This window comes from Chryseobacterium sp. OV279 (assembly GCF_900128945.1).
In the GTDB taxonomy this organism is placed as follows: Bacteria; Bacteroidota; Bacteroidia; order Flavobacteriales; family Weeksellaceae; genus Chryseobacterium.
The window spans coordinates 213,386-236,325 of the sequence record NZ_FQUD01000004.1 but is presented as its reverse complement, the minus strand read 5'-3'; the positions used below and the strand labels follow the sequence as shown (position 1 = coordinate 236,325).

At 39.3% G+C, this 22,940-nt stretch carries 26 protein-coding genes; 13 read left to right on the top strand and 13 right to left on the bottom strand.

Going from position 1 to position 22,940, the window contains the following annotated elements:
• Position 1: 1 nt before the first annotated feature.
• From BUA72_RS18245 to BUA72_RS18230, 4 genes are all read right to left on the bottom strand, one after another.
• Complete coding sequence (locus tag BUA72_RS18245; protein WP_072924437.1) at positions 2 to 1,240, bottom strand: sulfate adenylyltransferase subunit 1; 1,239 nt, start codon at positions 1,238 to 1,240, stop codon at positions 2 to 4.
• A gap of 131 nt (positions 1,241 to 1,371) precedes the next feature.
• Positions 1,372 to 2,280: a sulfate adenylyltransferase subunit CysD gene (gene cysD / locus BUA72_RS18240; RefSeq protein WP_072924436.1), complete on the bottom strand. Its 909-nt coding sequence runs from the start codon at positions 2,278 to 2,280 to the stop codon at positions 1,372 to 1,374.
• 11 nt (positions 2,281 to 2,291) lie between these two features.
• A complete protein-coding gene (locus tag BUA72_RS18235; RefSeq protein WP_072924435.1) occupies positions 2,292 to 3,005 on the bottom strand; it encodes a phosphoadenylyl-sulfate reductase in 714 nt (237 codons plus the stop codon).
• A gap of 84 nt (positions 3,006 to 3,089) precedes the next feature.
• Positions 3,090 to 3,506: an RrF2 family transcriptional regulator gene (locus BUA72_RS18230; protein ID WP_072924434.1), complete on the bottom strand. Its 417-nt coding sequence runs from the start codon at positions 3,504 to 3,506 to the stop codon at positions 3,090 to 3,092.
• Positions 3,507 to 3,652: 146 nt separating this feature from the next.
• Between BUA72_RS18230 and pepT the strand changes: the two genes are divergently transcribed.
• From pepT to BUA72_RS18200, 6 genes are all read left to right on the top strand, one after another.
• The gene (gene pepT / locus BUA72_RS18225; RefSeq protein WP_072924432.1) at positions 3,653 to 4,900 is read left to right on the top strand and encodes a peptidase T; all 1,248 of its coding nucleotides are present in this window, start codon (positions 3,653 to 3,655) and stop codon (positions 4,898 to 4,900) included.
• Positions 4,901 to 4,905: 5 nt separating this feature from the next.
• Complete coding sequence (locus BUA72_RS18220; RefSeq protein WP_047451157.1) at positions 4,906 to 5,475, top strand: energy transducer TonB; 570 nt, start codon at positions 4,906 to 4,908, stop codon at positions 5,473 to 5,475.
• 159 nt (positions 5,476 to 5,634) lie between these two features.
• Positions 5,635 to 5,868 (top strand): hypothetical protein, encoded by a 234-nt coding sequence (locus tag BUA72_RS18215; RefSeq protein WP_139259645.1) that lies wholly within the window; start codon positions 5,635 to 5,637, stop codon positions 5,866 to 5,868.
• Positions 5,869 to 6,018: 150 nt separating this feature from the next.
• Entirely contained in the window at positions 6,019 to 6,615 is a 597-nt protein-coding gene (locus BUA72_RS18210; protein ID WP_072924429.1) for a porin family protein, read from the top strand.
• Positions 6,616 to 6,693: 78 nt separating this feature from the next.
• The gene (locus tag BUA72_RS18205; protein ID WP_072924427.1) at positions 6,694 to 7,755 is read left to right on the top strand and encodes a sensor histidine kinase; all 1,062 of its coding nucleotides are present in this window, start codon (positions 6,694 to 6,696) and stop codon (positions 7,753 to 7,755) included.
• A complete protein-coding gene (locus tag BUA72_RS18200; protein WP_072924426.1) occupies positions 7,745 to 8,479 on the top strand; it encodes a LytR/AlgR family response regulator transcription factor in 735 nt (244 codons plus the stop codon). The genes BUA72_RS18205 and BUA72_RS18200 overlap by 11 nt, the downstream gene beginning before the upstream one ends.
• 248 nt (positions 8,480 to 8,727) lie before the next feature.
• Here BUA72_RS18200 and BUA72_RS18195 read toward each other — a convergent pair whose 3' ends face one another.
• From BUA72_RS18195 to BUA72_RS18175, 5 genes are all read right to left on the bottom strand, one after another.
• A complete protein-coding gene (locus tag BUA72_RS18195; RefSeq protein ID WP_034724342.1) occupies positions 8,728 to 9,630 on the bottom strand; it encodes a DUF6268 family outer membrane beta-barrel protein in 903 nt (300 codons plus the stop codon).
• 163 nt (positions 9,631 to 9,793) lie between these two features.
• Positions 9,794 to 11,011, bottom strand: a complete 1,218-nt coding sequence (locus BUA72_RS18190; protein WP_072924424.1) for a multidrug effflux MFS transporter — start codon at positions 11,009 to 11,011, stop codon at positions 9,794 to 9,796.
• 351 nt (positions 11,012 to 11,362) lie between these two features.
• Positions 11,363 to 12,181 carry a helix-turn-helix domain-containing protein gene (locus BUA72_RS18185; RefSeq protein ID WP_052202349.1) on the bottom strand — a complete coding sequence of 273 codons (819 nt, stop codon included), beginning with the start codon at positions 12,179 to 12,181 and terminating at the stop codon, positions 11,363 to 11,365.
• A gap of 91 nt (positions 12,182 to 12,272) precedes the next feature.
• Positions 12,273 to 13,337 carry a thiamine-phosphate kinase gene (gene thiL, locus BUA72_RS18180; protein WP_047451169.1) on the bottom strand — a complete coding sequence of 355 codons (1,065 nt, stop codon included), beginning with the start codon at positions 13,335 to 13,337 and terminating at the stop codon, positions 12,273 to 12,275.
• A gap of 68 nt (positions 13,338 to 13,405) precedes the next feature.
• Positions 13,406 to 13,900: an acyl-CoA thioesterase gene (locus BUA72_RS18175; protein ID WP_072924423.1), complete on the bottom strand. Its 495-nt coding sequence runs from the start codon at positions 13,898 to 13,900 to the stop codon at positions 13,406 to 13,408.
• Between the two features lie 116 nt (positions 13,901 to 14,016).
• Between BUA72_RS18175 and BUA72_RS18170 the strand changes: the two genes are divergently transcribed.
• From BUA72_RS18170 to BUA72_RS18150, 5 genes are read left to right on the top strand one after another with little or no spacing between them, the layout of a single operon-like run.
• Positions 14,017 to 15,225, top strand: coding sequence for a BaiN/RdsA family NAD(P)/FAD-dependent oxidoreductase (locus BUA72_RS18170; protein WP_072924421.1), 1,209 nt, complete (start codon positions 14,017 to 14,019; stop codon positions 15,223 to 15,225).
• A complete protein-coding gene (locus BUA72_RS18165; protein WP_175548916.1) occupies positions 15,222 to 15,611 on the top strand; it encodes an energy transducer TonB in 390 nt (129 codons plus the stop codon). The genes BUA72_RS18170 and BUA72_RS18165 overlap by 4 nt, the downstream gene beginning before the upstream one ends.
• Before the next feature lie 31 nt (positions 15,612 to 15,642).
• Positions 15,643 to 16,053 (top strand): energy transducer TonB, encoded by a 411-nt coding sequence (locus BUA72_RS18160; RefSeq protein WP_072924418.1) that lies wholly within the window; start codon positions 15,643 to 15,645, stop codon positions 16,051 to 16,053.
• Position 16,054: 1 nt separating this feature from the next.
• Entirely contained in the window at positions 16,055 to 16,693 is a 639-nt protein-coding gene (locus tag BUA72_RS18155) for a DUF2306 domain-containing protein (RefSeq protein ID WP_072924417.1), read from the top strand.
• On the top strand, positions 16,690 to 17,607 hold the full coding sequence (locus BUA72_RS18150; protein ID WP_047451177.1) for a YARHG domain-containing protein: 918 nt from the start codon (positions 16,690 to 16,692) through the stop codon (positions 17,605 to 17,607). The genes BUA72_RS18155 and BUA72_RS18150 overlap by 4 nt, the downstream gene beginning before the upstream one ends.
• Positions 17,608 to 17,827: 220 nt before the next feature.
• Here the strand turns inward: BUA72_RS18150 and BUA72_RS18145 are convergent, their stop codons facing one another.
• The 3 genes from BUA72_RS18145 to BUA72_RS18135 form a co-directional block, all read right to left on the bottom strand.
• The gene (locus BUA72_RS18145) at positions 17,828 to 18,223 is read right to left on the bottom strand and encodes a ribosomal maturation YjgA family protein (RefSeq protein WP_072924415.1); all 396 of its coding nucleotides are present in this window, start codon (positions 18,221 to 18,223) and stop codon (positions 17,828 to 17,830) included.
• Positions 18,224 to 18,372: 149 nt separating this feature from the next.
• Positions 18,373 to 19,032, bottom strand: coding sequence for a thioredoxin family protein (locus BUA72_RS18140; RefSeq protein WP_072924414.1), 660 nt, complete (start codon positions 19,030 to 19,032; stop codon positions 18,373 to 18,375).
• A 7-nt stretch (positions 19,033 to 19,039) separates the two neighbouring features.
• Positions 19,040 to 19,528, bottom strand: coding sequence for a TlpA family protein disulfide reductase (locus BUA72_RS18135; RefSeq protein ID WP_072924412.1), 489 nt, complete (start codon positions 19,526 to 19,528; stop codon positions 19,040 to 19,042).
• Between the two features lie 263 nt (positions 19,529 to 19,791).
• Between BUA72_RS18135 and BUA72_RS24255 the strand changes: the two genes are divergently transcribed.
• Positions 19,792 to 19,956, top strand: a complete 165-nt coding sequence (locus BUA72_RS24255; protein ID WP_139222072.1) for a bacteriocin — start codon at positions 19,792 to 19,794, stop codon at positions 19,954 to 19,956.
• Between the two features lie 27 nt (positions 19,957 to 19,983).
• Positions 19,984 to 20,142 (top strand): bacteriocin, encoded by a 159-nt coding sequence (locus BUA72_RS24250; RefSeq protein WP_139259644.1) that lies wholly within the window; start codon positions 19,984 to 19,986, stop codon positions 20,140 to 20,142.
• 32 nt (positions 20,143 to 20,174) lie between these two features.
• Here the strand turns inward: BUA72_RS24250 and mutS are convergent, their stop codons facing one another.
• Complete coding sequence (gene mutS / locus BUA72_RS18130) at positions 20,175 to 22,763, bottom strand: DNA mismatch repair protein MutS (protein ID WP_072924411.1); 2,589 nt, start codon at positions 22,761 to 22,763, stop codon at positions 20,175 to 20,177.
• Positions 22,764 to 22,940 lie beyond the last annotated feature (177 nt).

Genomic DNA, 22,940 nt, shown 5'->3' with positions numbered 1-22,940 from the left:
CTTACTGAATTATACATGCCGCAACGGTAGCATTGGAAGTTTCATCCACCAAAATAGCCGATCCCGTTTTTTTATTGCTTATAAAATCATCAAAAACCAAAGGCTGTGCGGTCTTTATGGTAACTTTCGCGATCTCATTAAGCTTGATTTCACCTTCTGAGGCTTCCTGCTCCAGCGTATTGACATTAATTTTGTAGTCTACGTGTTTTACTACCGCTTTCAACTGTCTGCTATGATGCTGTATCAGGTATTTATTCCCTGGTTGCAGGCTTTTATGATCGAGCCAGCACAATAATACTTCCACTTCTTTTTCAACATTGGGCAATTCTTCTGCTGATGCAAAGAAATCTCCACGGCTCACATCGATGTCTTCTGTAATCTGTATGACGGCCGGCTGCCCTTCAAATGCTTCCTGAACCTCAACTCCATTCACTTCTATGGTTGCTATTTCAGTAATAATTCCTGCCGGAAGTATGGCTATTTTATCCCCTTTCTTAAAACTTCCACTGATGATCTGTCCCGCATATCCACGGTAATCGTGAAGCTCTTCTGTCTGAGGACGGATGACGTACTGTACCTGAAAACGGCTTCCGCTGTTGTGTACATCATCAAGTTCTACCTCCTCCAGATAATCGAGCAGAGAACTTCCCTGATACCATTCTGTGATGGATGACAGGGAAACAATATTATCTCCTTTCAGTGCGGAAATAGGGAAATAGGTCACATCATTTAAGCCTAACCCTTCCGCAATCTTAGAATAATCTGCTTTAATGGTTTCAAAAACTTCTTCCGAATACTCTACCATATCCATTTTATTGATCGCAACAGCTACTTTTTTCAATTTAAGCAGCGAAGCGATGATGGAATGTCTTCTGGTCTGTTCAATAACTCCTTTTCTGGCATCGATCAGAATAACCATCAGATCTGAGTTGGAAGCTCCTGTGATCATATTTCTGGTATACTGAACGTGTCCCGGAGCGTCCGCGATGATAAATTTTCTTTTTGAGGTCGAAAAGTACCGGTAAGCCACATCAATGGTAATTCCCTGTTCTCTTTCTGCCCGAAGTCCATCCGTTAAAAGTGCCAGATCTACCCCATCTTCATTTTTATTCTTAGAATGTTTTTCAAGGACTTCCAGCTGATCCTGCAAAATACTTTTGCTATCGTAAAGCAGTCTGCCGATGAGGGTACTTTTGCCGTCATCTACGCTTCCTGCTGTTATAAATCTTAATATATCCACGAGTTTTTTGTTATAAATGATTAATAATGATTGATCAATGATGAGCAGTAAGTAATGGGTAATGAGCAATTTATTTATTACTGATATTTTCCACGCTGTATGATTGCTTATTACTCATGGCTCATTACCTATCAGAAGTAGCCTCCTTTTTTCCGGTCCTCCATAGCCGCCTCGGTTACCCGGTCGTCAATTCTGGTTTCTCCTCTTTCTGAGATTCTGGTGGCTACGATTTCTTCAATCACGGTGTCTACGGTAGTGGCTTCAGATTCTACTGCTGCAGTACAGGTCATATCTCCTACGGTGCGATAGCGTATTCTTTTGGTCGTTACCGTGTCACTTTCTTCCAGAACTGCAAACTCTGAATTCGCAATCCACTGTCCGTTAAGGTCTACCACTTCTCTTTCATGCGAAAAGTAAATAGATGGTAAGCTTATATTTTCTCTCCGGATATAATTCCAGACATCAAGTTCTGTCCAGTTGCTGATTGGAAAAACTCTTACATTTTCACCTTTCTGAATTTTTCCATTGAAAATATTCCACAATTCAGGTCGCTGAAGTTTAGGATCCCATTGTCCAAACTCATCCCGGACAGAGAATATCCTTTCTTTAGCCCGGGCTTTTTCTTCATCTCTTCTGGCTCCCCCAATGCATGCATCAAATTCGAATTCTTCAATCGTGTCAAGAAGGGTGAAGGTCTGCAGCCAGTTTCTGCTGGGAAATTTTCCTTTGGGCTCCGTCAGTTTTCTTTTATGGATGGTATCTTCTACTTTTCTTACGACCAGATCTACATTGATCTCTGTGGTCAGCTGATCCCTGAAGTCTAAAACTTCCTGAAAATTGTGTCCTGTATCCACATGAACAAAAGTGAACGGGATTTTTCCGTGAGGAAATGCTTTGGCAGCCAAATGAGCCAGTACAATACTGTCTTTTCCGCCGCTGAACAGTAAAGCCGGACGCTCAAACTGTCCCGCTACTTCCCGTAAAATATAGATGGACTCAGCTTCTAACTGATCTAAATAATTTAAATGATATAATGACATATTTTATTTTTTTATTGATGAACATGTAAGCCGCATTCTTTTTTATCGGCATCTTCCCACCACCATCTTCCGGCTCTGAAATCTTCTCCTTCTTTGATCGCTCTGGTGCAGGGCTCACATCCGATGCTTACAAATCCTTTTTTGTGAAGGTGATTATAAGGAAGGTGATGCGTTTTTACATAGTCTGTCACCTGTTCTGTGGTCCAGTGAAGGATAGGATGAAACTTGATGATCTGGTGATCCGGATCCCATTCCAGCTGTGGCATTTCTTTTCTGCCTGCGGAATGTTCAGATCTTAAACCTGTGATCCAGACCTTGTATCCCTGAAGTGCTCTTTTTAGAGGAATAACCTTCCGGATATTACAGCAGGCTTTTCTCTTTTCTACAGATTGATAAAAGGAATCCGGCCCGTTTTCTGACACAAACTGCTGCAGTGATTCCGGATCCGGATAATAGGCTTTAATATTTTTTTTGAAGAAAGCTCTGGAGGAGGTCCAGGTTTCGTAAGTCTGCTCAAAAAGTCGTCCCGTATCCAGTGTGAAAATATCAATATCCAGGTTTTTTATCTGATGAGTCACTACCTGATCTTCGTAACTGAAGCTGGTAGAAAAGATGACTTCACCAGGAAACCTGTTGGTAAGAACTTCTAAAAAATCAGCGCTAAAAGCACCTGCAGAGGCCTTTTCCAGTAATTGATTGAATTCTATTTTCAGGGTATTTTCCATTTTGAATTGAAATTAACTCCTGCAAATATATATAAATCCTATTTATCCTACCAAATTAGTAGGATATAAAAATTAAAAAAAATTTCAGCTGTTTTTTATAAAGGAAGTAAGAGTCGCTTCCATCATGCTTTTTCTTGTTTTTTCTCTTACGATCATCAGTTCATTTCTGAGATAACAGGTTGCCTCATCGACACAGTCATCGCAAGGTTCGTAGAAATTCAGTGAAATACAAGGAGTTAAGGCAATCGGGCCTTCAAAAATACGGTAGATATCCGCCAGCGAAACATCGTCAGGAGACTTCAGAAGATAATATCCACCTGCGTTTCCCTGTTTGCTGTTGACTAATTTGGCTCTTTTCAGTTCGAGAAGAATCTGCTCTAAAAATTTTTTGGAAATATTCTCATCCTGTGCAATAATAGCCGTTGACAAAAATCCCTGGTTGTAGTTTCTTGCCAATCTAACCATCGCTTTCAAAGCATATTTGCAACGTTTGGACATCATAATTCATGCAAGTTATAACAATTTATTTGATTAACGAAATCGCAGCTTTAGATTAAAAAAATCAACATAAATAACCATTTGAAAATATGCCTCAAATTTCAGATTTGAAAAATTTACATTGTATATTTGTTGGAAATTTATGATCGATGAGTATAATAGAATTCAATCCATTGTGGAAAGAGAAATTACTGAACCGTTTTCTCGCCTATGTAAAAATATATTCAACCAGTGATGCGGAAAGCGAAGCAACCCCTTCTACCCCGCGACAGTGGGACATTGCAAAGTATATTGCAGAGGAACTGAAAACGATCGGCCTTGCGGATGTTTCCATTGATGACAACGGGTATATTATGGGATATGTTCCTTCTAACCTTGACAATGACAACACACCTACCATAGGATTTATTTCACATTACGATACATCTCCGGATTTCAGCGGGGAAAATGTAAAACCTCAGATTTGGGAAAACTATGACGGAGGTGATCTTCTTTTGAATGAAACCACCGGATTCACCCTGTCTTCTTCAAAATTTGAAAGCTTAAAAAAATATATCGGACAAACGCTTATTACGACAGACGGAAATACCCTTCTTGGAGCTGATGATAAAGCGGGATGTGCAGAAATTGTAACGGCTGCTGAATACCTTATCGCTCACCCGGAAATCAAACACGGAAGAATTGCAGTAGGATTTACACCGGATGAAGAAATCGGAAGAGGTGCTCACAAGTTTGATGTCGCTAAATTCGGTGCAGAATGGGCTTACACGATGGATGGAAGTGAAGTTGGAGAATTGGAATACGAGAACTTTAATGCTGCAGGAGCTGTGGTAAAAATCCACGGACTGAGTGTTCACCCGGGTTATGCTTACGGAAAAATGGTCAACGCAGGTCTCTTAGCGGCTGAGTTTATCCAGTTGCTTCCTGCCAATGAAACTCCGGCTACGACTAAAGGATTTGATGGTTTCTATCATTTAATGGATATCACAGCTGATATTTCTGAGGCTAAACTTCAATACATCATTCGTGATCATGATGAAGAAAAATATGAGGGCAGAAAGAAATTCATGGAGGAAAAGGTTGCTGAATTCAACCAAAAACATGGTGAAGGAACGGCTGAAGTTGAAATAAAAGAACAGTACCGTAACATGAAGCAGCAGTTTGAAGGAAAAATGCACATCATTAACCTTGCTGCCAAAGCGATGAAAGAAGCTGATATTGAGCCTAAAATCAAGGCTATCAGAGGAGGAACAGACGGCGCTCAGTTATCTTATATGGGACTTCCTTGTCCAAATATTTTTGCAGGAGGAATGAACTTCCACGGACCTTACGAATATGTGGCGCTGGAAAGCATGGAAAAAGCAGTTGAAGTGATTATTAATATTGTAAAAGCTTAAACCTGATGAAGAAACTTTCAGCATTAGCCTTTCTGTTCATTTTTGCATTCAGCAGTGCGCAGATCTCTGAATTTGAGAAGGCTGATTCAAAGTACAATAGAAAAATAACGTCACTGTACAAGAAATATCCGAAGCCTAATGATGAAAGAACCAAGCAGGAGTGGCTCCTTACGGAAGCAAAAATAGCGTCTTATCAAAGTGCCTTAGAGAAGATTTCTGAGGTGGAAAAGAAAATGATGACGGATGTTCCGCCTCCTATGGCTCCTAAGATAACCAAAGAAGCGGAATATGAAACCGGAAAGGCCGCTTTCCAAAAACTTTTAAATGAAGCTGTAGATCTCACTTTCCTGAATTTTGCAGTCAATCCTTATAAAGTAACCCTAAAATTTACTTTAGATTCAAAAGGGAATGTCTACAATGCGAAAGTAAAAGGGAATAATGAAGATGTAAATTCTTTTATAGAAGCTGGTTTTTACCGCATCAAAGATAAGGGTAAATGGAAGCCTGCAGAATCTAACGGACGGCCAGTCCTTTCTGTGGTGACACTTCCTTTACAGCTGAACTTCAGTAAATAATACAGATCAACCCATTGCAGATGCAGTGGGTTTTTCTTTTCCCTTATGTTCAGTTTTTACATCTTATTTCTCTCATTGATGAAAAGTATTTGGTTTTTTGATTATATTTACTTAAACATCAGACTATTAACTTTAAAAGATCAATTTATCATGAGAAAAATGAAAAAACTATTAAGAAAGGACCTGTCAACGATCCTTGGTGCAGGCATCAATGGTTGTCATATGAGCGGTGAATCTGCGTATTGCTGGACAGACTGTGACTGTTCTTTTGGAAGAGCCTGTGAAATGGATGATGATGGAAATCCGGGAAGATGTATTAATGTAGGAAATCCTGGCGGAGGTGGCGGAGGAGGATGTAATCCACCCTCAAATTGTGAAGAACAGCCTTTTTAACAAATACCATCGGAAGCAACATCTTCCGATTTTTTTTTGCTTTTTCCGCTAAAAACAGATCCTTGTCAAAGCATCCCTGCCGTTCATCAAATAAAGTTTTATCCCGCATTTCATAGCTGTTGCTTTGCATCAAATTATTAAAAGCAATTTATGAAACATCAGTTTTTAGCACTAAGCACATTTTTATTATGCATTATTGGTTTTATAGAGACCAAAGCCCAGCAAACACCGGCTTTTCATATCGGTATCAAAGGCGGAGCAAATTTTACAAAAACCTCTTCGGAGTCCTCCACCTTGGAAGGGAAATACGGATTCGGTTATCAGGGAGGCATCATGACCAGAATGGATATCGGAAGCCTTTATGTACAAGGAGAAGCCTTATTCAACAAAAGAAAAACCTCTTTCGACACTAAAGACGGGGCCTCAGCCAAATTAAGCTGGAACTCTGTTGATATCCCGGTAGTAGTCGGCTATAAATTCATCAATACGAAAGATTTTAATGTAAGAGCATTTGCCGGCGGGGTTTACAGTTATGCTTTTAAAAACAATCTGTCAACGTCCAAAGCATTGCAGGATGGATTTAAAAGCTTTGATAAATCGAATATCGGAATTACCGGAGGTATTGGTGTGGATTATAAAAATTTCACAGCGGATCTGAGATATGAAACCGGGCTTTCGAGCATCAGCAAAGAGTTTAAATCTAAGCCGCACAGCTTTACGCTAGGAATAGGATACTTCCTGTTCTAAAAACTTAAATTATCTTTACGTATTAGAAACTGCGCCCTGCAGTTTCTAATTTTTTATAAATCTACTTGATCCTCTTCCATGACAAAACCTTTTATTTTAAGAGAATATATTTTTGTTACGATGTTCTGGCTTGTCTTTGCGGCAGCTGTGTACATCAACTTTCAGGCTAATTCTGACAAACCATCCGCTGTATTCCAGACTATTGCTCTTGTCATCACTTCATTTTTTTTCACTCATTTTCTCACCACGCGACTTCTTCCCAGTGCTTTGCGGGCAAAAAGGATGAAATTATTTTTGGTTCAGGCTACCGCAGTTATCCTTTTTCTGAGTTTTATTTATTCTCTGATCTTCACGTATATCGAGGTCAACTCCAAGAATGAACTTCCTCCGAATTTCATCGATCATCTTCCCTTTTTATGGAAAGGATTCTATTTGGCTCTGCCTGCTTCTTTTTTGATTAACGGATCTGCATGCGGAATTAAATTTTATCAGGAACACGGAAGAATAGAACGGGATCATATCCTGCTTCAACAGGCTCATCTGGAGAACCAGCTGAAATTATTACAGGATCAGATCAATCCTCACGTGGTTTTCAATATTCTGAATCACATTCATATTCTGATGAAAACGGACACGAAACTTGCAGATTATCTGCTGCTTAAGTTTTCCGACATTTTACGCTATCAGCTTTACCACTGCAGCCAGAATCTGGTTCCCTTAGGTCAGGATATTGAGCATCTTCAAAATCTGGTGGAAGTGGAAAAACTAAGATGGGGTAATGAGCTGGAAGTAAATGCGGACTGGAGTATCGGAAATAAAAAATCATTCATTGCGCCTCTCCTGCTGGTTCCATTCATCGAAAATGCATTTAAATATGTCTGCAGACTTCCCGGACATAAAGGTTATGTAAAGATTTCCTGTATGGAGAAAGACGGTTTTCTTTTATTTTATGTTGAAAACTGCTATTCAGAGTTGGCAACCCATAAAAAGAAGGAGGGTTCCGGCGGAATCGGCCTTCAAAATGTACAAAAACGATTAAAACTACAATATCCGAATACCCACGAGCTTACCATTGTGGCAGCCGATAATATATACAAAGTAACTTTAACCTTACAATTATCTGAAAACAATGACCAGTAATATACCTAAAATGAAATGCCTGATTATCGACGATGAGCCTCTGGCTAGATTTCACCTTAAAGAACTGGCAGATCAGATTGATTTTTTGTCCGTGGAAGGCACCTGCGCCACCGCACTGGAAGCCGATGCCATCGTAAAGGAAAAAGAAATTGATCTTCTATTTCTGGATATCAATATGCCTTATTTAACAGGCCTGGAATTTCTGGAGCAGCTGGAAAACCCACCTCTATCTATTCTCACAACCGCTTATTCAGAATATGCGTTGGAAGGCTATCGCCTGCAGGTGGTGGATTATCTTCTGAAACCCATTGCATTCAACCGTTTTTATCAGGCTGTGAACAAAGCACAGCAGCAATTTATTGTCTCTGAAAAGATGAAGAAAAACTCTCCTTTTGATGATCCTTTTCTGTATGTAAGGCAATCCGACAGCTTTATCAAGGTATCCTGGGTGGATATTCTGTATATCGAAAGTATGCAGAATTATACCAAACTGCATTTTAAAGACAAATCGCTGGTGATCCACCAAACGATGAAGGCTATTGAAGAATCACTGCCTTCTGAGCATTTTTTCAGAATCCATAAATCATTCCTGATTAACATTACCCATATTGATATGATCTCCGGCGGACGTCTGTTCATCAACAAAACAGAGCTTCCTATTTCTCGTACAAGGAAAGAGGAGCTGCTGAATCAGGTGGTGTATAAGAAGCTTATTAGTAAGTAATTTAGAAGGGAAGATGGAGGCTGCGAGATGGAAGTTATTGTCGTTAAAGATTAAATGATTGTCTTTTTGTTTGAACTTATCCAATAAGGATGGAAGATGGGAGCGGGAAGAGGGAGGTTATTGAAGTTGCTAATAATAACTTTATGCCTTTTTTATTTAAATCTATGATATTTATAATCAATGGTCTACAAGCTAATAATTGTCGACTAGTAACTTCCATCTCCCCGCTTCCATCTTCCATCTTTGCCTTATGGCAAATTCCACCTCAGCGATACCGCTACATACAGTGAGCTGGCAAACTTCGGATCCATCATTTTTTTGTCTTTGAAAATATTTTTGATCTTTCTGTCGTTTTCACTGAAACTTCTCAGCAGAGCTGTTCCTCCTGTCAACCGAAGACTAAGATGGTCATTCAGCTTCAGTTCCGGTCTTATTCCTGCTGTAATTTGTTGGTAGCCCAGTAACATCGATTTTCCGTCTTTATTTCTTTCTACGGTCATTCCGCTGAGGTTAACAACCGCTTTTAAAGCAAATTTGTCTGAAAAAAGATAACCCGCTTCCATTCCTTCAGGGAAATTGATGTTGAATTTAATTTTTCCGTTAGTTTTCCAGTCGAAATAAATCCACGGTAAGATCATCGGAACCCCAAAAGCCGTAGTCAGTACAGGTCCTGCTCCAAGCGCAAGATTAGGATTGAAATGTCTGATAAACAGAATACCACCCTGTCCTAGAATGTCATCGGAACTCACCTGCTCAAGATCTGTATACACTCCTACGGCAGCTGTCATCATCATACTCCATTTCTTTCCTAAAGGTCTCATGTGCTGGATTCCGACCTGTGCATTCAGCATCTGATCAGGAAACAGCTGCTTTTCGTAGTCTTTATGCTTCATTTTGGCGTAAGATCCACTCAACAGAAGTGACCAAGCTTTTACTCTTCCACTGCTGTCTTTTTTCATGGACAATGGAATGCTCAGGTTAAGGTCTGCTCTTTTAAAATCACTTTTGGAATTGGTTTTCGCACTGTCTTCAGGACGAATGTAGTTGGAAAAAGGGATATATTCCGTTTTAAGTTCACCGGAAATTCCGGACTGAGCACTGGCCCAATAGCCCAACAGACAGCTAGCAGCGGCCAAAAGATTTCTCTTCATAATTTAAATTTTATGCAAAGAGATACTTTTGGAGGTCGGTTTCAAAAATTACTTGATTAAGTGCCCGAATGGTATGACCAAAAGGAAAAATGACGGGATGATGTAAAGATGGATGACATAAAAGAACGGTGACATAAAAATAGGACTTCATCCTATTTTTTGGCTAAATCGCCCCTTTGGGGCTCTCCAATTCCAGAGGAACTTTCTTGCTCTTAAATGAGCGGTAGGCAAACCAAACGGCGATTAATGCGATCGAGGCACGCATGAAAACCATCGGCATGATGGAATCTGCTTCTAGAAACCCGGCCAGTCCTGAGAGTAAAAAAGTAACCATCAGCTGCATAAATCCCATCACGGCGGCGGCTGTACCACGACCTTCTTTAAAGGGAGATAATGCATGAGCAGAAGTAATAGGAAAAAGAACGCCTATCGCCAGCAATGACAGATACAGCATCATAATTTCAAGGGCTACTGAAAGGTTTCCCGCTGCAATAAGGATATGAAGGCTGCAGACAATCAGCAGTAAAAGCGTTGCTGCCAATAAAAGTTTTGTATCGCTTATTCTCTTAATCAATTTAGGAGTAAGGTACGCCGCTGTTATTAAGGCTAATGAATTAAAACCAAATATAAAGCTGAAAACACCACTGGAGAATCCGTGAAGCTCCATAAATAAAAACGGGGCATTGGAAATATAAATGATCAAAGAGGCAAAAGCAATGCTTCCGATCATTGTACTGCTGATAAATTCTTTGTTCGAAAGTATGGTTTTCAGGTGATCTTTTAATCCTTTTTCGTCTTCTGCATTTTCAGGAAGTGTCATTTTCGAATTGGTTTCAGGAACGTATTTGTATACCATGAACAGGGTTATCAAACCAAGAATCGTTAAAAAAGCAAACGAACTGTTCCAACCCCAGAATTTAAGAAATACACTTCCCAGTAATGGAGCTACAATCGGAGCAATTCCGCTGATCTGGGATTGCTGTGAAAAGATGGATACAGATTTCTGCCTGTCATAAAGATCAATGACTATGGCACGTCCAATGACGATTCCGGCACTTCCTCCGAAAGCCTGTAAGAAACGCATCGCCCACAATACATAAATATTTTCTGTGAAAAATATCGCAGTGGCTCCTATAATAAAGAGCAAAAGTCCGCAATACAGCATCGGTTTACGACCTGTTTTGTCAGATAGAGGTCCCCAAAGCAGCTGTCCGAAGGCAAATCCTGCAAAAAACACAGAAATAGAAATCTGAATATGCCCGATATCAGTCTCGAAAATCTGAGCCATGCTTGGGAAAGCCGGCAGATAAAGGTCTATACTCAGTGATTCAAGGGTGTTGAGGAGTGCCAGAATAAACACTACGATACTTAAATTTCTCATAAAGGGTCAGTCAGTCATTAAAAGTTCCGCAAAAGGCGGTTTTTTCGTCCTGCAAAATTCCTCTAAAAAACAAAGCTTTACCATACAGGAACTGAAGGAAGACCAGCACAAACTGAGGATGCGGGGGACGAGTTTGAGAGTGGGAGGGTTTTAGGGTTTGAGAGTTTTGGAAAGTTATAAGTTATTAATTATGAGTGATGAGTTTTGGGATGCGGGGTTTGGGTTGTCTGAAATCTGATGTCTTGTGTCTGATATCTCCCCCACAAATTCACCATTCACTTGCGAAGCAAAATTGACCATTGACCATTCTCAGCCTCAACCTAGACATCTGATATCTTGTCTAATATCTACCTACTCTTTTCCGGCCTTAAATCCATCAGGATTCTGACCTGTATGCTTTTTGAAAAAGCGGGAGAAGTAAGAAGCGTCGCTGAACCCCAGTTTAAAAGCAATTTCTTTAACGGTTAAAGCCCCAAAACTGAGTTCTCTTTTGGCTTCGAGCACCAATCGCTGGGCGATCATCTTTTTCACTGTCGTTCCTCTTGAAAGGCGGACAATATCATTCAGATGATGGGCACTTACCTTGATCTGATCTGCATAAAATCCCGTGTCCTTCTCAACCGTATAATGTTCCTCGATCAGACTTACCAGCTTTTGGATTCGTTGTCTGTCGTTAATTGAGGGATCCTGCAGATTTATCTGTTCGGTGATAATGATACAGAATGCTCTCAGGTAGGTTTTTAATAAATCTATCCTTGATATTCCATTATATTCCTCTTCCATAAGCGAGATAATAGTACTGCAAGTTTCTGCACTTTGAGGATCCAAAGAAAAGGGGCACGTTCCACCTGTGAGGATTGTTTCTATGTCGCAGACTTCTTTAAATATCTCCCGACTTATGGCCAGCACATAGCCTTTTTCACCTTTCAGCTTCATATTGAAAACCTGTCCCGGTGCGATGATACAGATCTGGTTATTTTTGAGGGAATGATGTTCAAAATCCAAGTCTAAGCTGCTGTTTTCCTTCACCTGTCTGAACCAGATGATTTCAAAGAAATTATGCCGGTGAACATCATTAAAGTTCTCCGGATGTCCGCTATCCAGAGTCATCAGCTGAAACTGTTCGGAGGTCAGGTGATGCACGGGGATATTTTTTTCTGATGGATTCATCTATGCGCTTCTTTAATGTTATTTGGCTAAACAAAAACCACAGCAAAAAAAGTGCTGCGGTTTTCTACAATATTCAAAATTAAATATAATTTTATCCATTCTGCTGGTTACCCAGAAAAGCGTCCCAGCCTTGTGCCGTAAGCGGAACAAGCTGATTGGAGCCTCTTGCAACCATATGGTTACCTTCTTCATTCTCTACTGCATGACCAATGATTGTAAAATCAGGATGGTTTTTAATTTTATCAAAATCATTCGGAGAAATGGTGAACAGTAATTCATAATCTTCACCACCGCTTAATGCCGTCATGACAGGATTAAGGTTCATTTCATCCGCCGTAGAGATCGTCAGGCTGTCCATCGGGATCTTCTCTTCGTATAGTCTGAATCCTGTTTTGGACTGATCAGAAAGATGAAGGATTTCAGAAGCCAGACCGTCAGAAATATCAATCATTGAAGTCGGTTTGATATCCAGTTCTTCCAGGATGGTTTTCACATCGGTTCTCGCTTCAGGTTTAAGCTGTCTTTCCAGGATATAATCATATCCTTCCATTTCTGGCTGCATATTCGGGTCTGCAAGGAAAACGGCGTGTTCTCTTTCAAGAATCTGAAGTCCCATATAGGCACCGCCAAGATCTCCGCTTACCACCAGAAGGTCATTCGGTTTTGCACCGCTTCTTTTTACGATATTCTCATCATCCTCAATTCCTACAGCCGTGATGCTCATCACCAATCCGGAATTGGAGCTTGTCGTATCTCCACCGATAAGGTCTACTTTATATCTTGCACAAGCTGCCTGGATTCCGGAATAAATCTCTTCCAAAGCCTCCACCGGAAAACGGTTGGAAACGGCAAGAGAAACCAAAATTTGTGTAGGAACCGCATTCATGGCTGCAATATCACTAAGGTTCACGACAACCGCTTTGTATCCTAAATGCTTTAAAGGAACATAGCCTAAGTTAAAGTGAACGCCTTCTGCAAGCACATCCGTTGTCAAAACAACTTTTTTATTTCCCGGATTGATAACTGCCGCGTCATCTCCTACTCCAAGTTCCGAAGACTCGTTGGACAGTGGAAAATGTTCTGTCAAGTGCTTTATAAGACCGAATTCTCCTAATTTGGAAATGGGGGTCAGTTCCTCTGATTTATCTTCAAACATAATTTTTTCTTTTTTGTAAAATGTCCAATGTAAAATGTATTCATGACTTTGAACATTAACCTTGAGTATTATTTCGTGAATTCTGCCGGATCCACATTATCCGGACGGAAAGGAAGTTTTTTGAAATCGTCTCTGGTCATCACGATGGTTTCAGGGCTTTTGTATTTGTTCATGGCTTCTACCACATCATCCGGTGGCGTTGTCATTTTTCTCAGCATCATATCGATCCATACTCCTGTAGCTTCCGCAGTAGCACAGTGTACTCCGTCTGGTGTATAGAATTTATGAACAAATCTGTAGATTGATGAATCTTCTGAGCATCCATCTATCTCCAGGCTTACAATAACCGTCTGGTCTGCATAGATTTCTTTGAAGAAAGAATATCTTTCATGCATGATCACCGGCCCGATTCCCCATCGGCTTAACTGGGTAACTCCCATTTTTTCTTTGGTCATAAAGGCCATTCTGGACTGCGCACAGTACTGTACATATGATGAATTGGCTAAGTGCTTGTTGGCATCAAGATCACTCCAGCGTACTTCGAATTTATGGTAAAAAATCATGTAAAAGTTGTTTTTAGTATGATTAAATTATATTCTTCAAAATTACTCAAATAAGATGGTTTATAAAAATTGTACTTTTGAAAAATATAATCTTCAGCATAAGATTACACCTATACATGAAACAGATCATCATTATCGGAGGCGGTGCAGCAGGCTTTTTCTGTGCATCGAATCTTGACGAAAAAAAATATAGCATTACCATCCTGGAACAGAACTCGGATGTACTTCAGAAGGTAAAAATCTCAGGCGGCGGGCGTTGTAACGTCACCCATGCCTGTTTTGATCCCCGGGAACTGGTTCAGTTTTATCCACGGGGTAATAAAGAATTGTTAAGTGTTTTCACTAAATTTCAGCCAGGGGACACAATGGATTGGTTTGACCAGCGCCACGTTCCTTTGAAAATAGAAAATGACAACCGCGTGTTTCCGGAAAGCAATTCTTCGCAGACCATTATCAATACTTTTCTGACTGAAATTCAGAATAAAAAGGTTGAGGTTAAAACAAAATGTTCCGTTAAAGAAATTGAAAAACAGGGCGAAAAATATCTTGTCAAAACCAGTTTGGGAGATTTTCAGGCGGATTATGTCGTTTATACAACCGGAAGTTCTCCGAAATCATTGAAAATCATTGAAAATCTGGGTCATAAGATTGTGGATCTTGTTCCCTCCCTTTTTACATTTAATATTAAAGATGAATTGCTACAGGATATTCCCGGGACCAGCTTTGAAAATGCCGAGATTTCGATTCCTGCATTAAAAACAGAAGAAAGCGGACCATTATTGATTACCCATTGGGGCCTTTCCGGACCTGCTGTTCTGAAAATTTCAGCTTGGGAAGCCATAAGTCTTGCGAAAGCAAAGTATCATTTTGAAATTGAAGTGAATTTTATTTCAAAATCTATGGACGAAGCGGAAGAAAGTTTCCTGAATTTTAAGCAGTCCAATCCGAAAAAGACCATTGGGCAGGCGAAGATCTTTGAAGTCACCAACAGGTTCTGGCAAAAAGTACTGGATGTTTCAAAAGTTGATCTTAATAAACAGGTCTCCAATATCTCAGCAAAAGAAATGCAGCAGATCCTTGAAAACCTTTGCAGAAAAAAACTTAAGGTTACAGGAAAATCTACGTTTAAAGATGAATTCGTGACCGCCGGAGGAGTTGATTTAAAGGAAATTAACTTCAAAAACATGACTTCAAAAATTCTTCCCAATTTTCATATTGCCGGTGAAGTTCTGAACATTGATGCGGTGACGGGAGGTTTTAATTTCCAGGCGTGCTGGAGTGAAGGATGGCTTATTTCACAACATTTAAATCATTTAGAGATATGAAAAAAATAACAGTATTAGCTCTGATTTTCTTATCAGTGACTGCATTTTCACAGACACAGGAAACCGTGAAACCCTCTCAGACAGAACAGACAGGTAAACCTGCAGAATACCCTGGAGGGTTCGGAGAATTTAGAAAAACAGTTGGTCAAAAAATAAGAATAGACCGTATAAAAGGGGCAAAGGGAAGAATAGAGTCTAAAGCAGCATTTTCAATCAACCTTAAGGGTGAAATAGAAAACCTTATCGTAAACGGAGAAAACGAAGATTTTAACAAAGAAGTGGAAAGAGCCATACAATCTATAAAACCAAAATGGAAACCTTCAACACAGCAAGGAACTCCTGTGGTGGCAAAGTATACTATTCCCTTTGCTGTTACTTTTGAATAATAAAAATGCTTAGAATCCGAAATCTTTAGGAATGAAAAAAATAGTATTGTTTATCTTATTTTTAAGTTCAATAACAGCCTATACGCAAACACTGGACACTTTAAAAACTCCTCCTTTACAAGATGTTTCAGAGAAATCTAAAGGTGCTGAATATCCTGGAGGGATGATGGAACTTCGAAAAGATATCGCCAAGAAACTAAAAATAAACAAAATAAAAGGAATAGAAGGAAAAAAGGGAATCTTATTTTCTCAAGCAAAATTTATAATTAATATCAAGGGAAGAATAGAAGGCATTGTGGTAATCGGAGACGATGTCGATTTTAATGCAGAAGTAGAGAGAGCTATAAAATCTTTGAGAACCAGATGGAAACCGGCAGAACATAAAGGGGTTCTGGTCCGTTCTTATTATAGGGTTCCTTTCACCTTAACTATGAATAATTAAAATGTTTACGGCCAGAAAATATATCCCTTCTATCTTAAAAACCCTTTTGATTTTAGGGTTTGGATATTTCTTTTGGCTGATGCTAAAAATTACCCTTGAATATATTCCCTTCAATCCGAATGTGAGCTTTCTGATGATCAAACAGACAGAAGTTCAGGACAGACCGGAATATCTTTCATTTTTCTATACCCACGTGTATACCAGTATTTTTGTGCTGTTTTCCGGATTTCTGGCTATTCTCAGAAAGGATTTCGGGATCAAAAACTTTCACAGGAATATTGGAAAAGTCTACATTTTTTTAATTCTGATTCTGGCTGCTCCTTCTGGAATCTACATGGGATTTTTTGCCAACGGAGGCTACCTTTCCAAAATCTCTTTCGTTATTTTAGGGAGCCTTTGGTGGTTTTCTACGTACAAAGCCTATCAGTCTGCAAGACAAAAAAAATTTAGAGAACACAAGCAGTGGATGTGGCGAAGTTATGCCCTCAGTTTATCTGCTCTTACGTTACGGATCTGGAAAGTAATTATTGTATATTTATTCCACCCAAATCCGATGGATGTCTACCAGATTATCGCATGGCTGGGCTGGATCCCCAATATCCTTTTAATTGAATACCTAATAACAAAAAAACATATATGAAAATCTTAAATTACACCCTTGTTTCTTTGCTGGCAGTTTCCCTGCTGAGCTGTAAGAAAGACGGAAAAATAACCGAAACAGGAAAAGATTCTGTGATCGCTAAAAAGGATTCCGCTGTGGTTCCTGAAATTTATAAAGAATACTACGGAATTTATACCGGAGATTTTGCCGGAAAAGAAATGATTTCTTCTGAAGACGGCGAACAGTATGAGGATTTTGTGAATAAGAAAATTTCTCTGAAGATCAACAGGATCACTAAAGACAGTGTGTACGGACAAAGTATTGTCAATGGAAACCAACGTCCTTTCAGAGGTATTTTTAATGAAAGTATGAAATCTTTTGTCCTGGATGAACCCGGTAACGATAAAACCGATGGCAGATTTGAAATAAAATTGAGCGGCGACAGCATCACCGGAAAATGGAATGCTTTCAATAAAACGGCTGTAAAATCGCCTTTAAAAACCATTAAACTTTCCAAAAAAGAATTTGTCTACAATCCGAACTTTATGCTGGATCAGGATTCTGATCTGGTAGACTGGTCCAATCCTAAGGATTTTGTAGAAAAATATACCGATGAAGAAACCGGAAAAACAGAAAGTTATAAGACTTCCAAAAACAGAATGGCTTCTGAGGCTATTTTTAAACTGAATGCTTCCAAACAGAAACTGACGGAGAAGGAACTTAAAAACTTAAGAAAACTCGATCTTGAGATCATTAAAAACTCTGTTTTTGCGAGACACGGCTATTCTTTCAAAAAGGAGACCTACAGATATTTCTTTGAACAGACAGATTGGTATATTCCTGTGTCCAATAATGTAGATAAAGAACTTTCCCCAATGGAAAAGGACAACGTAGCGTTACTTAACCGTTTCATCAAGTATGCGGAAGATAAGTACGACAGTTTTGGAAGATAGGAAACGTGAATGGTGAATTTTTGAGAGAGATATCAGATATAAGACATCAGATTTCAGACAACTCAATAGCTTCCAACGAACATGAATCGATAAGAAATGAGTTTATTAAAGCACTTAAGATGATGAGAAATGGATCCCTGCTGAAGAAAACGGCACAAAAGTAAGGGCCAGAATGCAACAGTCTTTAATTTTCCTTCTTGAGTAGCGAGAAAAACAGTGTTTACAGGCTCAGTTCTTCTTCCTTTTTTAGATTTAATTTTACAAAAAGATACAGCAAAATACATCCAGCACCATAACACAGGATATCAATCCACGAGAAAGAATTTCCAATAACGGTATACATAAGGTCTCCAGGACGGAAGCCCAGTTTTTCTGCGACCGTAAAATATTGGGCAAACTCCACAAGGCATGAAAAAACAAAAATTCCAAGAATAAGTTTCTCACTGTTTATTTTCACAAAACTCTTTACGAAAGTGTAGAGAAGCATCACAACAATAACGTCTCCGAGGTAAGCTCTTACAAAGAAGATATCTGCCAGTTTTGTAGCGATCAGGACTTCTATCAGGAAAATGAAGATGGTGAGCAGAAGATATTTCAGACTGAATTTAAATTCCATGTGGTGTTTTAAGTTTTGGCTAAAGCCTTTATATGATTAATTTTTGTTTAGCGGGCTAAAAATTGAACAGCAAAATTACGTTTTTAAGCCATAAAAAATCGGTATTCAAAAGAACACCGATCTTATATTAAACTGCTAAAGCAAATATATTATTTCTTTACTTTGATTGTACATCCAATGGCCACTGTTTTATCCATTTTTACAGGCTCTCCCTTGATCAGGGCATTGACAGCATCCTGAACATAATATTCCGATACATCATTCGGGTTTTCGTAATTGTTATCGATTGCGCCAATATATTTTACGATATTCTTTCCGTTTTCTTTCTTCAGGACGAAAACGTGGGGTGTTTTTGTAGCTCCGTACAACGGATACACCTTCTGGCCTTCATCCACTAAATAAGGGAACGTAAAGCCTTTCTCTTTGGCTCTGTCGATCATCTGTTTGTAGCCGTCTTCAGGCTGTACATTCGGATCGTTGGGATTAACGGCTATAACCGGATACCCTTGATTTTTGAATTTTTTATCCAGCTCTACAATTCTGTCCTCATATTTTTTAGCATAAGGACAGTGGTTGCAGGTGAAAACAACTATAAATCCTTTTGCACTTTTAAAATCGCTTAAAGAAACCATTTTCCCGTCGATGTTTTTCAACTTAAAATCGGCCGCTGCATCTCCTACTTCATACCCTTTTGCAGATACAGAAGCATTTACTTTTTGAGCGCCTTCTTTTTCATGATCTGCAGCTGTAAAGCTTAGCAATCCAAGCCCGGCAATGAAGGCCGCCATTAAAATTTTCAGGTTTTTCATATTTATTTTATTGTAAGTTATCGTTAATTGTTTTTTCGAGGTCTTCTTTGCTCATTTCACCATCGTTGAAGTGTACTTTTTGACCGTTTTTATAAAAAATGGTTACGGGAATATTTCCGTCCCAGTTCTTTTCAAACCTTGGAATCCAGGTATTCATTCTTTTGATATCGTCCAGCAGGATCACTTCGGCGGTAAGGTTTTTATTTTTGATAAACTTAATCACTCTTTCCTTATCCACCAATCTGTCCAGGGAAACCAGGATCATTTTAAACTTCGGATTATCCTTTAGCTTATGGTTGATTTCCATAAAATCAGGCAGTTCTTTCACGCAGGGAGCGCAGGTCGTAGCCCAGAAATTGACCACCAAAAGCTTATCATTCTCCTTCTGAATGCGTTTTTCAAGGTCTTCATATTTCATGGAAGGGACTTCTGTCTGCTGGGCATTAAAAGCCGTAACACACAGAAATACAGTCAATAGGGTCAATAAATTCTTCATATTCAAAAATAGTCATTAATTATCATTTAAATCCAGGATGATCTTTATCTGCTTTGTGGTTGGATAAAAAGCTGGAGAAATAGTTAAATCCTTTTTTACATATTATCTGCAATTAAAATTCAGTATTTAAATAAAGCTGAGAATACTGTAAAGACCCCATTTATTGATTTTCCAATGATAATTTTAACAGAATTTTTTAATCACAACCTATTGAATTAAAAGAAATTAAATGTAAATTAGCGTACAATCAAAACAAAATTATTATGAAAAAATCAAATTTTCAGCCTAAAAAGCTGACCAAAAAAGAGCTTAAGAAAATTAGTGGTGGAGCAAGACCGATCTGTCCACTGGTGGTGAGCTGCTTTGATCCTGCAACGGGTGAAGAACAATACGGAGTTTATGGAATCCAGGATGGACCATGCTGCTAAATAGTGATCATCATTAATCCAAAATGTATGAAAAGTTCAAACATTCAAAGTAGAAAGCTCACGAAAAAAGAGCTAAAGGAAATCAACGGAGGCGCGGCATGTGCTGAAGGCCTTTGTAAACTCAGAGGAGTACCCAGCCATTTCATGATTATCGGGCCGAAAGGTAAAGACGGATACTGCTGTTAATCATCAAATTGGATCAATAAAAAATGATTGGATTACCCTCCAATCATTTTTTTTATCGAATTCAGCTTCATTAAAGCTTCAATAGGTGTTAATGTATTGATATCTATTTTCGTCAATTCTTCGCGGATATTTTCCAGAACAGGGTCATCCAGCTGGAAAAAAGAAAGCTGCATATTTTCTTCTGTAACTCTTTTGATGCTTTCAGAAGTACTGGTGGTTTGCGTACGGCTTGCTTCAAGGGTTTTCAGGATCTCATTGGCTCTGTTGACCACCTTTGCCGGCATTCCCGCCAGTTTAGCCACATGAATACCGAAACTGTGCTCACTGCCTCCCGGAACCAGCTTTCTTAGGAAGATGATATTTCCTTTGTTTTCCTGGATGGAAACGTGGAAGTTTTTCACCCTTTCAAAATTCACCGTCATTTCATTAAGTTCATGATAATGCGTTGCAAACAGTGTTTTTGCCTGCGTAGGATGCTGGTGAAGGTATTCTGCAATAGCCCATGCAATGGAAACCCCGTCATAGGTAGAAGTTCCACGTCCGATCTCATCTAAAAGAATCAGACTTCGCTCTGAAATATTGTTCAGAATATTCGCAGCTTCGTTCATTTCTACCATGAAAGTAGATTCGCCGGCTGAAATATTATCGGTAGCGCCTACCCTTGTAAAGATTTTATCTAAAACGCCAATTTCAGCATGTTTTGCAGGAACAAAACTTCCGATCTGGGCCAAAAGACACACAATCGCAGTCTGGCGCAGAATCGCGGATTTACCGGCCATGTTCGGACCTGTCACCATAATGATCTGCTGGGAATCTTTATCTAAAAAGATGTCATTCGGAATATATTTTTCCCCTAAAGGAAGTGCGTTTTCAATAATCGGATGCCTTGCTTCCTTTAAATCTATAGCATAGCCCTGATTAAGGACCGGTTTCGTATAACTTTCAGAAACAGCCAGTTCCGATAATCCTGCAGAAACATCAAGCTGCGCAATAATATGTGAATTCCCCTGAATCTGATCCATATAGACCATGGTTTCTGCACATACGTTTCTGTACAGCTCATTTTCCAGAACGCCTATTTTTTCTTCGGCGCCAAGGATCTGGCTTTCATATTCTTTGAGTTCTTCGGTGATGTAACGTTCTGCATTCACAAGCGTCTGCTTTCTTAACCATTCCGTAGGAACTTTATCTTTATGCGCATTTCTTACTTCTATATAATATCCGAAAACATTATTAAAATCAATTTTAAGACTTGAAATTCCTGTTCTTTCTATTTCTCTCTGGCACATTTCATCCAGGAAACCACGGCCTTTATTCTGAAGGTTTCGCAACCTGTCCAATTCTTCAGATACATTTCCTTTGATGACATTTCCTTTTGAAATATTCACTGGAAGCTCTTCATTCAGATGATTTTGTAAAAACTTGATCAGCTCTTCCATATCAAACAGCGGTTCCAGCCAGGCCAGAACATCTGCATGCGGATGAAGCAAAGCTTTTATCTGATGAATATTGATTAAGCTTTGACGCAGATAACCCAGTTCTTTTGGGGAAATTTTTTCTGCAGCCAGTTTTCCCATCAGTCGGTCAAGATCCGAAATGGATTTCAACAGCTGACAGATTTCGTATTTCAGATGATCTTTTTCGTTCAGGAAATCAATCAGAGAAAGCCTTCTCATGATCTCATCTACGGATTTTAGCGGAAGAATAATCCTTCTTCTCAGCAATCGCCCTCCCATGGGAGTAGATGTTTTATCGATAATATCCAGCAGTGATTTCCCCTGTGGATTACTCGGATATACTATTTCAAGGTTTCTTAACGTAAAATTGTCCATCATCAGATAATCTTCCTGCGGAATGACCTGAAGTTTTGTGATATGGGCAAGCAGATTGTGATGGGTATCTTCCACCAGGTAGGCGAAAATGGCTCCTGCAGCCGTGATGGCCAGCTGAAGATTTTCAATACCAAAACCTTTTAAGGACTTCGTTTTAAAGTGGGAAGTCAGTTTTTCGTAGGCAAAATTATACTGGAAAGCCCAGTCTTCGAGTTTAAAGGCACTTTTATTTTTAAGCTGTTCCGGCAATTGAACACTTCTCTGATAAACAATCTCGCTCGGATCAAAAGTGTTGATGATATGAAGAATCTTTTCTAAATTTCCTTCACTTACCAAAAATTCACCGGTAGAAACGTCTACCATGGCAATTCCGTACTTTTCTTTTTCTTTGTGAAGGGAAAGAAGGAAGTTGTTCTTTTTTGAATTTAAAACCTGATCATTGAACGTCACTCCGGGTGTCACAAGCTCTGTAACGCCTCTTTTAACAATGCCTTTGACGGTTTTCGGATCTTCCAGCTGATCGCAGATAGCGACTCTCATTCCGGCTCTTACCAGCTTCGGAAGATAGGAATCCACCGAGTGATGTGGAAATCCTGCCAGCTCTATATGACCGTCTCCATTCGCTCTTTTGGTAAGTACAATTCCGAGGATCTGAGAGGTTCTCACAGCATCCTGCCCGAAAGTTTCATAAAAGTCTCCTACTCTGAACAGCAGCAGTGCATCAGGGTATTTTGCCTTAATGGTATTGTACTGCGTCATGAGCGGAGTTTCCTTCTTCGTTTTTGCCATAATAAAAAATGAGCCCCAAATTTAATTAAAATTACCTGAGTTCGGGTTAAGAAAATTGAGATTGAGGGGTTCGAGATTATGGGATGCGGGTTTTTGGGTTTCGGGATGCAGGTTTTGGGTTGTCTGAAATCTGATGTCTTGTGTCTGATATCTCCTCCAAAAATTTACCTTTCACTT

Excerpts from the sequence above, each read along its gene's own strand:
- BUA72_RS18175 (WP_072924423.1), bottom strand. The coding sequence starts at position 13,900 with ATGATTTTTTACCATAAATTCGAAGTACGCTGGAGTGATCTTGATGCC.
- BUA72_RS18230 (WP_072924434.1), bottom strand. The coding sequence starts at position 3,506 with ATGATGTCCAAACGTTGCAAATATGCTTTGAAAGCGATGGTTAGATTG.
- BUA72_RS18210 (WP_072924429.1), top strand. The coding sequence starts at position 6,019 with ATGAAACATCAGTTTTTAGCACTAAGCACATTTTTATTATGCATTATT.
- BUA72_RS18170 (WP_072924421.1), top strand. The coding sequence starts at position 14,017 with ATGAAACAGATCATCATTATCGGAGGCGGTGCAGCAGGCTTTTTCTGT.
- BUA72_RS18140 (WP_072924414.1), bottom strand. The coding sequence starts at position 19,032 with ATGAAAAACCTGAAAATTTTAATGGCGGCCTTCATTGCCGGGCTTGGA.
- BUA72_RS18205 (WP_072924427.1), top strand. The coding sequence starts at position 6,694 with ATGACAAAACCTTTTATTTTAAGAGAATATATTTTTGTTACGATGTTC.
- BUA72_RS18220 (WP_047451157.1), top strand. The coding sequence starts at position 4,906 with ATGAAGAAACTTTCAGCATTAGCCTTTCTGTTCATTTTTGCATTCAGC.
- BUA72_RS18195 (WP_034724342.1), bottom strand. The coding sequence starts at position 9,630 with ATGAAGAGAAATCTTTTGGCCGCTGCTAGCTGTCTGTTGGGCTATTGG.
- BUA72_RS18160 (WP_072924418.1), top strand. The coding sequence starts at position 15,643 with ATGAAAAAAATAGTATTGTTTATCTTATTTTTAAGTTCAATAACAGCC.
- BUA72_RS18200 (WP_072924426.1), top strand. The coding sequence starts at position 7,745 with ATGACCAGTAATATACCTAAAATGAAATGCCTGATTATCGACGATGAG.
- BUA72_RS18235 (WP_072924435.1), bottom strand. The coding sequence starts at position 3,005 with ATGGAAAATACCCTGAAAATAGAATTCAATCAATTACTGGAAAAGGCC.
- BUA72_RS18190 (WP_072924424.1), bottom strand. The coding sequence starts at position 11,011 with ATGAGAAATTTAAGTATCGTAGTGTTTATTCTGGCACTCCTCAACACC.
- cysD (WP_072924436.1), bottom strand. The coding sequence starts at position 2,280 with ATGTCATTATATCATTTAAATTATTTAGATCAGTTAGAAGCTGAGTCC.
- pepT (WP_072924432.1), top strand. The coding sequence starts at position 3,653 with ATGAGTATAATAGAATTCAATCCATTGTGGAAAGAGAAATTACTGAAC.
- thiL (WP_047451169.1), bottom strand. The coding sequence starts at position 13,337 with ATGTTTGAAGATAAATCAGAGGAACTGACCCCCATTTCCAAATTAGGA.
- BUA72_RS18215 (WP_139259645.1), top strand. The coding sequence starts at position 5,635 with ATGAAAAAACTATTAAGAAAGGACCTGTCAACGATCCTTGGTGCAGGC.
- BUA72_RS18150 (WP_047451177.1), top strand. The coding sequence starts at position 16,690 with ATGAAAATCTTAAATTACACCCTTGTTTCTTTGCTGGCAGTTTCCCTG.
- BUA72_RS24255 (WP_139222072.1), top strand. The coding sequence starts at position 19,792 with ATGAAAAAATCAAATTTTCAGCCTAAAAAGCTGACCAAAAAAGAGCTT.
- mutS (WP_072924411.1), bottom strand. The coding sequence starts at position 22,763 with ATGGCAAAAACGAAGAAGGAAACTCCGCTCATGACGCAGTACAATACC.
- BUA72_RS18155 (WP_072924417.1), top strand. The coding sequence starts at position 16,055 with ATGTTTACGGCCAGAAAATATATCCCTTCTATCTTAAAAACCCTTTTG.
- BUA72_RS18145 (WP_072924415.1), bottom strand. The coding sequence starts at position 18,223 with ATGGAATTTAAATTCAGTCTGAAATATCTTCTGCTCACCATCTTCATT.
- BUA72_RS18185 (WP_052202349.1), bottom strand. The coding sequence starts at position 12,181 with ATGAATCCATCAGAAAAAAATATCCCCGTGCATCACCTGACCTCCGAA.
- BUA72_RS18165 (WP_175548916.1), top strand. The coding sequence starts at position 15,222 with ATGAAAAAAATAACAGTATTAGCTCTGATTTTCTTATCAGTGACTGCA.
- BUA72_RS18135 (WP_072924412.1), bottom strand. The coding sequence starts at position 19,528 with ATGAAGAATTTATTGACCCTATTGACTGTATTTCTGTGTGTTACGGCT.
- BUA72_RS24250 (WP_139259644.1), top strand. The coding sequence starts at position 19,984 with ATGAAAAGTTCAAACATTCAAAGTAGAAAGCTCACGAAAAAAGAGCTA.